General features: G+C 41.4%; 17 protein-coding genes. 7 read left to right on the top strand and 10 right to left on the bottom strand.

Annotated elements, in window-relative coordinates:
- Positions 1–4: 4 nt before the first annotated feature.
- Positions 5–436: a GxxExxY protein gene (locus AB6735_RS07725; protein ID WP_370995336.1), complete on the bottom strand. Its 432-nt coding sequence runs from the start codon at positions 434–436 to the stop codon at positions 5–7.
- A 214-nt stretch (positions 437–650) separates the two neighbouring features.
- On the opposite strand from AB6735_RS07725, the gene AB6735_RS07720 reads away from it, so the two are divergent.
- Positions 651–1,310 carry a protein-L-isoaspartate(D-aspartate) O-methyltransferase gene (locus tag AB6735_RS07720; protein ID WP_370995335.1) on the top strand — a complete coding sequence of 220 codons (660 nt, stop codon included), beginning with the start codon at positions 651–653 and terminating at the stop codon, positions 1,308–1,310.
- A gap of 34 nt (positions 1,311–1,344) precedes the next feature.
- Here the strand turns inward: AB6735_RS07720 and AB6735_RS07715 are convergent, their stop codons facing one another.
- From AB6735_RS07715 to AB6735_RS07700, 4 genes are all read right to left on the bottom strand, one after another.
- Positions 1,345–1,719, bottom strand: coding sequence for a hypothetical protein (locus AB6735_RS07715; protein WP_370995334.1), 375 nt, complete (start codon positions 1,717–1,719; stop codon positions 1,345–1,347).
- A 53-nt stretch (positions 1,720–1,772) separates the two neighbouring features.
- Complete coding sequence (gene smpB / locus AB6735_RS07710) at positions 1,773–2,228, bottom strand: SsrA-binding protein SmpB (RefSeq protein WP_370995332.1); 456 nt, start codon at positions 2,226–2,228, stop codon at positions 1,773–1,775.
- Between the two features lie 121 nt (positions 2,229–2,349).
- Complete coding sequence (locus tag AB6735_RS07705) at positions 2,350–4,233, bottom strand: Nramp family divalent metal transporter (RefSeq protein ID WP_370995331.1); 1,884 nt, start codon at positions 4,231–4,233, stop codon at positions 2,350–2,352.
- Positions 4,230–4,883 (bottom strand): metal-dependent transcriptional regulator, encoded by a 654-nt coding sequence (locus AB6735_RS07700; RefSeq protein ID WP_370995329.1) that lies wholly within the window; start codon positions 4,881–4,883, stop codon positions 4,230–4,232. The genes AB6735_RS07705 and AB6735_RS07700 overlap by 4 nt, the downstream gene beginning before the upstream one ends.
- Before the next feature lie 141 nt (positions 4,884–5,024).
- Here AB6735_RS07700 and AB6735_RS07695 point away from each other — a divergent pair, with 141 nt between their 5' ends.
- Positions 5,025–5,495 carry an Lrp/AsnC family transcriptional regulator gene (locus tag AB6735_RS07695; protein ID WP_090465496.1) on the top strand — a complete coding sequence of 157 codons (471 nt, stop codon included), beginning with the start codon at positions 5,025–5,027 and terminating at the stop codon, positions 5,493–5,495.
- A gap of 131 nt (positions 5,496–5,626) precedes the next feature.
- Here the strand turns inward: AB6735_RS07695 and ung are convergent, their stop codons facing one another.
- Positions 5,627–6,304 carry a uracil-DNA glycosylase gene (gene ung / locus AB6735_RS07690; protein WP_370995328.1) on the bottom strand — a complete coding sequence of 226 codons (678 nt, stop codon included), beginning with the start codon at positions 6,302–6,304 and terminating at the stop codon, positions 5,627–5,629.
- A gap of 72 nt (positions 6,305–6,376) precedes the next feature.
- Here ung and AB6735_RS07685 point away from each other — a divergent pair, with 72 nt between their 5' ends.
- Entirely contained in the window at positions 6,377–6,928 is a 552-nt protein-coding gene (locus AB6735_RS07685) for a DUF2892 domain-containing protein (protein WP_370995327.1), read from the top strand.
- A gap of 57 nt (positions 6,929–6,985) precedes the next feature.
- Here AB6735_RS07685 and AB6735_RS07680 read toward each other — a convergent pair whose 3' ends face one another.
- The 3 genes from AB6735_RS07680 to AB6735_RS07670 form a co-directional block, all read right to left on the bottom strand.
- Positions 6,986–7,201: a hypothetical protein gene (locus tag AB6735_RS07680; RefSeq protein ID WP_090465504.1), complete on the bottom strand. Its 216-nt coding sequence runs from the start codon at positions 7,199–7,201 to the stop codon at positions 6,986–6,988.
- Positions 7,202–7,497: 296 nt separating this feature from the next.
- Positions 7,498–8,394 (bottom strand): helix-turn-helix domain-containing protein, encoded by an 897-nt coding sequence (locus AB6735_RS07675; protein ID WP_370995326.1) that lies wholly within the window; start codon positions 8,392–8,394, stop codon positions 7,498–7,500.
- Between the two features lie 58 nt (positions 8,395–8,452).
- Positions 8,453–9,274 (bottom strand): SDR family NAD(P)-dependent oxidoreductase, encoded by an 822-nt coding sequence (locus tag AB6735_RS07670; RefSeq protein ID WP_370995325.1) that lies wholly within the window; start codon positions 9,272–9,274, stop codon positions 8,453–8,455.
- A 116-nt stretch (positions 9,275–9,390) separates the two neighbouring features.
- On the opposite strand from AB6735_RS07670, the gene AB6735_RS07665 reads away from it, so the two are divergent.
- Positions 9,391–9,528, top strand: coding sequence for a hypothetical protein (locus AB6735_RS07665; RefSeq protein WP_370995323.1), 138 nt, complete (start codon positions 9,391–9,393; stop codon positions 9,526–9,528).
- Positions 9,529–9,676: 148 nt separating this feature from the next.
- Here the strand turns inward: AB6735_RS07665 and map are convergent, their stop codons facing one another.
- Positions 9,677–10,441, bottom strand: a complete 765-nt coding sequence (gene map, locus AB6735_RS07660) for a type I methionyl aminopeptidase (RefSeq protein WP_370995322.1) — start codon at positions 10,439–10,441, stop codon at positions 9,677–9,679.
- A gap of 264 nt (positions 10,442–10,705) precedes the next feature.
- Here map and AB6735_RS07655 point away from each other — a divergent pair, with 264 nt between their 5' ends.
- The 3 genes from AB6735_RS07655 to AB6735_RS07645 are packed head-to-tail and all read left to right on the top strand — an operon-like array spanning position 10,706 to position 11,961.
- Positions 10,706–11,086, top strand: coding sequence for a DoxX family membrane protein (locus AB6735_RS07655; RefSeq protein ID WP_370995321.1), 381 nt, complete (start codon positions 10,706–10,708; stop codon positions 11,084–11,086).
- Between the two features lie 54 nt (positions 11,087–11,140).
- Complete coding sequence (locus tag AB6735_RS07650; protein ID WP_370995320.1) at positions 11,141–11,458, top strand: ArsR/SmtB family transcription factor; 318 nt, start codon at positions 11,141–11,143, stop codon at positions 11,456–11,458.
- Positions 11,458–11,961, top strand: a complete 504-nt coding sequence (locus AB6735_RS07645; RefSeq protein ID WP_370995318.1) for an SRPBCC domain-containing protein — start codon at positions 11,458–11,460, stop codon at positions 11,959–11,961. Before AB6735_RS07650 ends, AB6735_RS07645 begins: the two co-directional genes overlap by 1 nt.
- The last annotated feature ends 19 nt before the right edge of the window (positions 11,962–11,980 follow it).

Genomic DNA, 11,980 nt, shown 5'->3' with positions numbered 1-11,980 from the left:
GGATTTACAGGACTTGTTGATTATTTAGAGGGTGACTTTGAGGGGTTACCAATCTTTTGTTATACATACGTTTAAAATCAAGGCTTAGTCCTCCAAAGTTTATCAGGAGGCCATCGGCTAAATTATATGCTTCTAAGTAATTTATAGTTTGAGTTTTATGAAGGTCGGCAATAGTTTCAACGGCTTTTAATTCTAACATTACACATTCTTCAACGAAGAAATCTACTCTTCTGTTGCCTATTAGTTCATCCCGATAAAATATGGACATTTCTTTTTCCCTTTCAAAAGATAGTCCTGCCATCTTTATTTCAATAGCTAAGGCTCTTTGATAAATAACCTCCTGGAATCCGCAACCTAAAGTTTTGTGAACCTGCATAGCGCAACCGATAATTTTGTGCGTTATATTATTGACTTCTTCTTTTGATTTGAGTATCATAAATTATTTAAGGATGCCGGTATAGATTATGCATATAAATTTAGAGATAAATCTCAAATATCATCCATAAGGTACAATTCTTTAAACTTCATCATGCGAGAAAATTGTTTAAAAATTGTTAAGGTTTGTCAATGAAGTGTTTAATGGTGCCTTGTCCTGTAATTCTTTCTAATCATTAAATCGTGTAAAAATTCCTGCTAACTTTGCCGTATAAATGGCTTATAAGTATATTGATAATTATCGCGAAAAAGGCGCCCGGAAACGATTGGTTGACATCCTGCGAAAAAAAGGAATCCAGGATGAAGAGGTGTTGCTGGCCATAAGCAAAGTACCGCGGCACTATTTTTTTGATGAAACTTTCTGGAACCAAGCCTACAGCGATATCGCTTTTCCGATAGGCGAGGGACAAACCATATCACAGCCCTATACCGTAGCTTACCAAACCGAATTGCTGCACATTCGCAAAGGGGATAAAGTACTGGAGATAGGCACAGGCTCAGGTTATCAAACCTGTATACTCATGGAGCTTGGCGCCAAAGTTTATACCATTGAGCGCCAGGAAAAATTGTACGAGCGCACCCGGTTTATCCTGCCCGAAAAAATGGGTTACAAACCTAACTTTTTTTGCGGTGATGGCTCCATTGGTATAGCCAAACACGCACCTTATGATAAGATCATCGTAACTGCCGGCGCACCTACTGTACCCGATGTATTGCTGAAACAACTTAAAATAGGCGGCATTTTGGTGATTCCTGTTGGCGACGAGGAAACCCAAAAAATGGTAACTGTACTCAAAGTTGCCGAACATGATTACGAAAAGATAGTACTCGATACCTTCAGATTTGTGCCATTAGTGGGGGATAAGGCTTGGTAGAGGGATTTCGGATTTGGAATGTTCGATTTCGGATTTACCATTTCAGATGACTCATATATCTTGAAAATCGTGGTATTATATCTTCCTCAGGATAGGATCTTACTGCTTCTGACGGCTCAAAGGGCTTGGGACAGTATACAAAGTGTACTTTTTTAGAAGGGATATCTAATTCTATATGCAATGTTTCTCTATCCCATTCCAAAGGGTCATAAATTGAAATCACCAATTTATGCATTGATGTGAATGCATGTAATCGTTTGTTAAAACCATTTTCCCTGATAAATTGAACTAATGATAGGATTGGTTGAAGCACAAATCCATGATTAACAAAATCAGCATAACGTTCCTCTATCTTATTCCAGAGAACTGCGCGCGTTTGAGACGGATGGAATTTTGGATAGTTCGTCATATTATCAAATATAAAATAATTCCGAAATCGAACATCCCAAATCCGAAATCAAATTACCTTTTCAGCGCCCGGTCCATTTCAACTTTGGTGTCGCGCTCTTTTAGGGTTTCGCGTTTGTCAAATGTCTTTTTACCCTGCGCCAGGCCGATCTCCAGCTTGGCAAAACCGCGCTCGCTGATAAACAGGGCCAATGGTACAATGGTCAGGCCTTTCTCTTCACCGCGGGTCAGGAGTTTTTTGAGCTCTTTTTTGGTAAGTAGCAGTACACGGTCGCGTTTGGCCTCGTGGTTATAGAACGATCCGTATGAATATTCTGATATATGCAGGTTTCGTACAAACAGCTGGTTATTGATAAAGGTGCAAAAAGCATCGTTAATATTAGCTTTGCCTTCCCGTATCGACTTTATTTCGGTGCCTAATAATTGAATGCCGGCCACATATTTATCCAGTATGTGGTATTCAAAATAAGCCTTCTTGTTTTTTATATATATTTTATCCTGGGTAGTCATGTTTTTCCTTTCGGTGAGGTGCAAAATTACGTAAAATTTCCGCCCCCTCTAAATCTCCCCCGGTTGGGGAGACTTTATTTTCAAAGCCCTCCCTTTTGGGGAGGGTTGGGTGGGGCTCTGGTTACCGGCTCGGCTTTACCACCAGTACCGGCACATTAACCATATGTCTTACCGAGTTTACAGTTGTACCAAAAATCAGGTCTTTGAGGGCTTTGTGACCATGAGACCCCATCACTATAAAATCAACGCCTTCTTCATTTACTATCTTAGCGATAGCACTTGCCGGGTTACCATAACCAATTTGCGCCTGCGCCTTATAGCCCAGATTTTCCATCGCGGTTACATACTGGTTCAGGTTGTCAACGTCGCTTTGCGTTTCACTATCCATTACCTGTTTACCATAGTAGCGTGCCCCGGCAGTTTCTACTACGTGTATCAGCGTATAATTGGCCCGTTTACCACCCTGCATAATAGCATGCCGCAGGCAGTCGTTATCATTTTTTGAAAAATCTATAGTTATCGCTATATGTTTATAGGTAATGGCGTCAAGCTCGGTAATGGCGCTGGCAATGCCGTGGGGAACATAAACCGGCTGATCTTTATGCTTGTACAGCATTGGTCTGAAAAATACATATACCAGCAGTGCAGCTACACCAATTACGATGGGAAAAACGAGGGAGTAGATCCAGATAGCGGAGGATGGGTACTCTTTTATCCAGTCGAATAATTGCTCGTACACCAGTTTAGCATTCAATGCAACAATAAGAAGAGCGCAAGCCCAGGCCAGTACTTTTACCTTAAAGCTGATGGCAAATTTGCCCATTCGTTTCTTGTCGGATGTAAAGTGGATAAGCGGGATAACCGCAAAACCTAACTGCAGGCTCAATACCACCTGGCTTAATATGATCAGGCTGCCTAATCCAGCCTCGCCAAAATAAATAATGGTAAAAACAGCAGGCACAATAGCCAGCACACGGGTAAGCAAACGGCGCAGCCAGGGCTCAATACGCAGGTTAATATGGCCTTCCATAATAATTTGCCCGGCAAGGGTGCCTGTAATGGTTGAGCTTTGACCGGAGGCGATCAAGGCGATGGCAAAAAGCACGGGGGCAACTCTGCCAAAAATATGTTCCAGCAATTTATAGGCATCTTGTATCTCGGCAACTTTAAAATAGCCGTTCTTATAAAACGCGGTAGCCGCCAGTATCAGTATAGCCGCGTTCACCAAAAAGGCCAGGTTAAGCGCTATAACGGTATCGAAAAGATTGAATTTAATAGCCGATTTAATGCCCGCGTCTGTACGGGTGATCTGCCGGGTTTGCACCAGCGAGGAGTGAAGGTACAAGTTATGCGGCATCACCGTAGCCCCTATAATGCCAATAGCAATGTATAACGATTCGCCGCTTAAATTACCTGGAGCAAAACCTTTAGCAATTTCCACTACGCTGGGGTTCACAATAAACATCTCTATTAAAAAAGATAGACCTACAATAAATATCATCGATATGATAAAGCCCTCCAGTTTACGCATGCCCTTATTCATTAAATACAGCATGAGGATGGTATCGGTAATAGTAAGCGATACGCCCCATATCAGGGGCAGGTTAAACAGCAGTTTCAAGCCGATGGCCATACCGATGATCTCGGCCAGGTCGCAGGCTATGATGGCTATTTGCGCCAGTATGTATAGCCAGAAGTTAACAAAGCGGGGATAGGCGTTTTTGGATGCCTGCGCCAGGTCGAGCCCGCGAACGATGCCCAGGCGTGCACTGAGTGATTGCAGGAGTAGTGCTATCAGGTTGGACGCAAACAACACCCATATCAGCTTATAACCAAACGCGCTGCCGCCGGCAATGTCGGTTGCCCAGTTACCCGGGTCCATATAACCCACGCTTACCAGATAGGCGGGTCCCAGGAAGGCCATTATTTTACGCCAGCCCGTTTTGTTTTCGGTTGTAACCGAACTATGTACGTCTCCTAATGATTGATTATGGTTATCGGTCATAAAGCTATCAGTAAATTGTTGGCCGCTTCGCGGCTGATGTGTATTTCTTTTTTATTCTCCATTTGTATGATCATGGAATGGTCAAACTCCACAATTTCTATAATGGATATTCTTTTCCCGAGGGTAAGCTGTTGTTTTTCCAGGTATTGTAAAAACGACGAGCTGTGATCGCGTACACCGGATATGGTGCCGCTGTCGTTTACGCTTAATGCAGATACGGGCGTCAGCTCCGAAGCGGTAAACCTGCCATTACAGTCAGGGATAGGTTCGCCATGCGGGTCATGCTGTGGATAATCCATAAATTCATCAAGCCGGTCAATTAATTCTACCGATGATATGTGCTCCATCTCTTCGGCCATATCGTGCACCTGGTCCCATTTAAACTTCAATTTCTCTACCAAAAAATACTCCCAAAGCCGATGTTTGCGGATAATGTTAATGGCTATTTTTTCGCCCGATGGGGTAAGGCTTACGCCCTGGTACCGGGTATAGTTGATCAGCGTCTTATCGGCCAGCTTTTTCAGCATATCCGTTACCGACGAGGCCTTGGTATTTAATGACGCGGCAATTTGATTGGTGCTCACATTTTCGGCATCCATTGACAAGTGATAGATGGATTTTAAATAGTTTTCCTCGGCTAACGTATTCATTTATACAAATCTAATAAAAAATTTAGACTTATCTAAATTATGAAAATACCGGGAAATATATTTTTGCTGAATTACTTTTAAGAGAAATATAATTTTGTGAACAGAGGAAAACTGTATATTTGCGTACATTATTGTAACCTAATGGCTGCGGAATTAGATAAAATCGATCTTCAAATACTTAAGATACTACAGGAAAACGGAAGAATAACCAACCTTCAACTTTCAAACGAAATAGGGCTTTCGCCTGCCCCAACCCTGGAGCGTGTACGTAAGCTGGAAAATGCCGAGTACATCAAGAGCTATCATGCCCTGGTTGATGAGGAAAAACTGGGCCTGGGTATCAAAACCTTTATACAGATATCGCTTGATTTTCATCAGAAAAATACCATTCAAACATTTTTGGATGAGATCAAGCACATTAAAGAGGTAACGGAGTGCCACCATGTAACCGGCCAGTGCGATTTTTTGCTGAAAGTTTATGTGCGCGACATTAAATCATACGAACAACTGATCATGGAAAAGATAAGCCGTATTACGGTAGTAAAAACTTTTCAAACCATGATGATCATGTCAACCAGCAAAAAGGAACCTATTGTGCCGCTTGAATATTGATGTGCAGGTATGCAGATTTCAGATGTGCAAATGAGCTTCAATTAAGCTGATTTGCACATTTTTGTTTAGGTATATTCTTTTTATATAATATTACTGGTTGTTTTTCATCTGCACATCTGAAATCTGCACATCTAACTGATCTGCCAATTGATCTCTTGTTTACCTGCTCTTCTTAATATCTCGTTGGTTTTTGAAAATGGTTTGCTGCCGAAAAAGCCACGGTCGGCAGAGAAAGGTGAGGGGTGGGGCGATTTTAGGATAAAATGCTTCTTCTCGTCGATCAATGCTGCTTTTGATTGCGCAAAGGCTCCCCAGAGTATAAATACAATGCCTTCTTTTTTGTCGGATATAGTTTTGATCACCTCGTCGGTAAATTCTTCCCAGCCCTGCTTTTGATGCGAACCCGGACTGCCGGCCCTAACCGTTAAAGTAGCGTTCAATAATAATACCCCTTGTTTGGCCCAGTCTTCCAGGTTGCCATGGTTGGGTACTTTAAAGCCGGGAATATCGGTTTGCAGTTCTTTATAAATATTGCTGAGCGAACGGGGGATAGCAATGCCTTTTTGCACCGAAAACGAAAGTCCGTGGGCTTGGTGCGCACCATGATATGGGTCCTGACCCAGTATCACCACTTTTACATCATCAAAATGGGTGGTGTTAAAGGCGTTGAAAATTTCGCTGTTTTTGGGGTAAACCGCTTGGCCTGCTGCCTTTTCATTTTGTAAAAAATCCTTTAGTTTTATCATATAGTCTTTCCCAAACTCGTCTTTCAGAACTTCCATCCAGGAGGGGTCTAATGCATTTGCCATAAATATTGATATAATGTTGATTAAGCGTACAAATTAACGGATATTTGTACTCAATATATAGTATCATAAATTATGTCAAATATTGTTAGGCTAATTATAGCCTGTGTACTGTTCGGTGCGGCGGTTGCGCTTTGTGCCTTCGGATTTTGGGGTTGGGGAATTTTAGTTTTGTTTTTGGGCGGTATTGTGCTATTGAGCTTCTTTTTTAACGAGAACATGATCATATCACAGTTTTACCTGCGTAAAGAAAATTCAGAAAAAGCCGAGGCCTGGTTAATGAAGATCACTGATTACGAAAAACAGCTGCATAAAAACCAGCATGGCTATTATAACTTACTGATTGGTTTGGTTGAATCGCGTAAGGCACCTATGAAGTCGGAAAAATACTTTAAAAAAGCGCTTCAGTTGGGTATGAAAATGTCGCACAATACGGCTTTAGCTAAATTGAGCCTGGCAGGTATCTCCATGGCTAAACGCAATAAGCGCGAGGCGCAAATGTATCTTTCAGAAGCTGCCAAGGACGATAAGAATAAATTACTGGCCGAGCAGATCAAGATGATGAAAGGGCAAATGGCTCAGATGGATAAACAACAGGTAGTAAGGGGCGGATATCGCCAGTTTTGATCGGGAAAGAAAATAAAAAGGAATAAAATAAAAAAGGGACGCGAAAGCATCCCTTTTTTATTTCTCGTCGATAGCGCTGAAATAATCGGCAGTAGCAGAATGGTTCTGGTAAGGCGATACTACACGGTCGCTATAAGAATAGTCGCTTTCTTCGCTCGGGTTGGCCACTTCGACCATCTTTAATAAACTCCTGATGAACGATAAGTTGAAGTTACTTCTGTTCAGTTTGATCAGGTATTCGTTCTCGGTGATCTCCAAAATTGAATTGGTCATGACTTTTTTAATAGTTGTTTATTGCAAGTATAATCAACATAATTAAACACAAAGTACCGTTTGCTTTAAGCTTTTATTAATAAATTGTTATTAAATTACTGATACAGAGTTGGGTATCAAAATAGCCCGGATAATGGCCCTGTTAAGGTGTTAACTGGGGTAAAAATAGCATAAAAAGAAATACAAATCGGAGAGTTTTCGTTTTTATTTTTATATGGACACTTGTCAGCATCTACTGTGGCTTATATCTTGATATCTTAACCGTAGTTGGTGTTATTACCGTACCGCACTTTTTATTAATGCTGGTTACGATAAGCCACAGGACTGATGCCTGTTTCTTTTCTGAAAAGCCTGGAGAAGTAAGGAGGATTTTCAAATCCAAGCTGATAGGCGATCTGCGCCACAGTAAGATCGGCCCCAATTAACAGGTTTTTTGCTTCTGTGATCAGGTAACTGTGAATGTGGTCAATTGCCGATCTTCCTGTTTCCTGCCTAAGTAAGTCGCTGAGATAATGAGGCGACATTTTTAGCAGGGCTGCAATAGCTGTAACAGTGGGCAAACCATTGGTTTGTAATGCACCATTCTCAAAATACTGCCGGATGGCTTTATTAAATTTGGAAATTACCTTGCCCGTCAGCTCGGTCCTGTTCAGAAACTGACGTTTGTAAAACCGTTGTGAATATTTGAGGATAGCTTCAATATGACCTAAAATGATCTCCTTGGTATACTCATCCTGATTATTATTATATTCAGTCTCGATCTTGCGGAATAGCTCCCACATAATTTCTTCCTCGCGAGGCGAAATATGGAGGGCCTCATTGGTTTCGTAATCAAAAAAACTATATTTTTTGATGGTCTGATGCAACGATTCCCCATTCAGGAAATCACGGTGAAACATAATCGTAAACCCACTACCTTCCAGTTTAATGTTTTTAAGTTCAACAATCTGACCTGGTTTAATATAGATCATGGAACCTCCATTGTGATCGTATTTGGTACGGCCGTAATAAAGACTGCCGGATAAGACTTTCTTAAACGCGATGGTATAAAAGTCGGTTGTATATTCATTATTAGGGATACCGCAGGTAGTTGGGCATGTATCTACACATGTAATCAGGCTAAGTAAGGGGCTTTCCGACATCGGCCACCCTCTGGCTTTATGCAGTTCGCTTAAACTTTTAAAATGCTTCATTTTAATAAAGATACAGCATCCGGCTGATAGGATACCGTATCATTTTTAATTTAACTGATCAATGACCGTGTGCTGCTGCTGAAACTTCTTTCCATGATTCCCAAACTGCCAGCCGGTCTGCATAAACCTGTTGTACTCTGGGTAAGGCGACTTTTCCTAAAAATAAACGCAATGGCGGCTGATCGCTATCCACCAATTTTAAAATAGCCGGTACTGTTGCTTCGGGGTAGCCAACCATTTCCGGGGTAAAATAGCCATTGAATGTTTCCTTAAGGCCGTTATATACGGCAAGAGATTGAGTTTTAACAGCCGAATCTCCGCTCCAGTCTGTGCCAAAGGCATTGGGTTCAACAAGGCTTACCTTGATACCGAATCCTTTTACCTCTGCAGCAAGGCTTTCGCTTAATCCTTCAACCGCCCATTTAGAGGCGATGTAAATACTTATAATTGGTGCAGCTGTGTGACCTGCCAAACTTGAAACTTGTACGATATGTCCATGACCCTGATCCCGCATAACCGGGATAATCGCCTGAGTCATCCACAACAACCCGAACACATTGGTTTCGAACTGATCCCTGGCTTCCTGTTCAGTCGCCTCTTCAATGGCACCAAACAGACCATAACCAGCGTTATTGATCAAAACATCGATGCCTCCAAAATGTTCGTTAGCTTGCTTAACGGCGGCAAAACATTGTTCGCGGTCATTTACATTTAATTGAACGGGCAATACAGCGTCTCCATAAATGGTTACCAGATCCTTTAATGAATCAGTGTTTCGTGCGGTTGCGATTACTTTATCACCACGTTTTAAAAATGCTTCGGCCCATATTTTACCAAGCCCCCTGGATGCGCCTGTTATTAAAATTACTTTAGATTTCATATCAATTATTTTATGATACAAAATTACCGGTGGCGGGTATCGGTGAGTTATACATATCGCTGAATATCGGATACATATTTTTCCAGTATGGGATTCTGGGGCTTTATATCATATCAATGGAGATTGATCCAGTAAACAGCCGCTCTGCTTCAACCGAGCGTCAGCGGTATCATTACATTGATGAGTATACGATTTCTTGCTTGTTTTATTTAAAAAGCAATGCAGGTAAACCTACGCCTATAGCTACCCCATAAGCCAGATCGGCCCAAAAAAAGCGTAATATGTTAAATACGTATATAAGTCCGATTTACAAAAAACGGGCCCATGCTTATTAAAAAGGTGGTGTAAAAGTTGGAGGTGTTTTGGCCGGCAATTCTGGTTTACATTACTGTTGTGCGATAATTAATCCCAAATGCCATTCTGCGCTGTAAATATTACCGGTTTACCGCCAGTTACCATAATGGTATGTTCGTGCTGTGCAACAAAACCGCCTTTATTACCGCGTAGCGTCCAGCCATCGGCTTGGGTATCGGCAATTGTTGACCGTGTTGAAATGAATGTCTCTATCGCTACTACCGAATTCTTTTTGAAACGCGTAGTGTTGTACCTGTCGCTGTAATTAGCTATCTCGTGGGGTTCTTCGTGCAAACTGCGACCAACACCATGCCCGGTCAGGTTTTTTATTACTGTGTAGCCAACTTTTTTGGCTTCAGTCTCAATCAACCTGCCTATCTCCGATATTCTGACACCACCTTTAATGTTGCTGATCGCCTTTCTCAATATCTCTTTTGATGCTTCTACCAGCCTGCCATGGCCGTGGATATCTTCGCCTAATACAAACGAGCCGCCATTGTCGGCCCAATAGCCATTTAATTCTGCCGATACATCAATATTTACCAGATCGCCTTCTTTTAGGATTTTATCCATTGATGGTATACCATGCGCAGCTTCTTCATTAATACTGATACATGTATGCCCGGGGAAACCATAGGTTAGCATAGGTGCAGAACGGGCGCCTATCTGTGCCAGCAATTCGCCGCCATACTCATCAAGTTCCTTTGTTGAAATGCCAGGTTTAGCAAACTTACGCATCTTTTTAAGCGTAATGGCAACTGCATTACTTGCCTGCTGCATGCCAATTTTTTCGTCTTCGGTAGTTATAGACATTGTTAAGCTTTTATCCGTAACAAAAATAACAATTAATACATTCTACACCGTTTGCCAAACGTCAGTTTATGAAAACAACGTTCCCGGCAATTTTGTTCAGCTTTTCCTGCTATTTAAGCAACCCTCCACTCACATAAAGAGATCCATTCCTTCAATTTGATCAGAATAAGCAAAAAGGGGAGAAATTTTTTTAATAAAATTTGCGAAACCAGTCGGTTGCGTATATATTTGCAACCAGTTGGTTTCTTATTTAAATAAATAATTATGAAAAGTAAAATTCTATTTGTTTTATGCTTGCTAACCGGTTTGATGTTTATTAACGCTGGCCTGGATAAATTTTTTCACTACATACCGATGCCAAAGGAAATGCCCGAGAAAATGGTAAAGGCAGGAAAGGCATTTATGGAAATTGGCTGGCTTATGCCACTTGTGGGTGCCATGGAGATCCTTGGCGGTTTGTTGTTGATAATCCCCAGAACCAGGCCTCTTGGCGCTATAGTTCTTGTACCTGTTTTAACTGGCATTATGCTGGCCAACATCAGTATGGCTCCATCTGGTTTGCCTATGGTATTTGCGTTGATCGCCACTATTCTTTGGGTAATTATTGACAACCGGGAAAAGTACCTGCCCATGATCAGGAAATAATTTTGGTTACAGGGCTTAATCATTATAATTTGAGCCAGTATAAAAAACACTTCAATGAGACGAGATATTTTTCAAGCCATAGCCGATCCGACACGCAGGGCGATCATCGCTTTAATAGCCATACAAGCAATGACACCTAATGCTATTGCCGAGCATTTTGATACCACACGGCAGGCAATTTCAAAACATCTAAGAGTTTTAACTGAATGCGAACTGGTGAAACAAGAGCACCAGGGCCGGGAAATTTATTACCAATTGGAGATTGACAAAATGAAAGAGGTGGACAAATGGCTGGAACAATTCCGGCAGATTTGGGAAACCCGTTTTCATCAACTCGACGAACTTTTATCAACTATTAAAAATAAAAAATAATGAATCATAATTTGTACTTCGACTTTATTGCAGACAAGGTAAAAAATACATTAACAATCAGGCGTGAATTTTTAGCCGACCGGCAATTGATTTGGGACTGTTACACCAAGAGCGAATTGCTTGACCGCTGGTTTGCCCCCAAACCATTAACCACCAGGACAAAATCAATGGATTTTCGTGAAGGAGGACATTGGCACTATGCTATGGTAGAACCAAACGGCACAGAATACTGGGGTTATACAGAATATGTAAAAATAAAGCCGATTGACTACTATACATCTTTAGATGCTTTCAGTAATGCAGAAGGTGAAATAAACAAAGACTTGCCGCGTGCAGAATGGCTGGTAACTTTTACCGACAAAGAAGAAAACGCTTTAGTAGAAACTATCGTTACCTACAAATCACTTTCAGATTTGGAGCAGGTTATCCAAATGGGTATGGAACAAGGCATGATGGCGACACTGGAAAAACTGGACGAATTATTATTGGTTTTAAAAAAATAAAAGAATTGAGTCGTCTGCA

Origin of the sequence: Mucilaginibacter sp. RCC_168 (assembly GCF_041355315.1) — a bacterium.
In the GTDB taxonomy this organism is placed as follows: Bacteria; Bacteroidota; Bacteroidia; order Sphingobacteriales; family Sphingobacteriaceae; genus Mucilaginibacter.
Note: the sequence above shows the minus strand (reverse complement) of the source record. Positions and strands in the feature narration are given on the sequence as shown.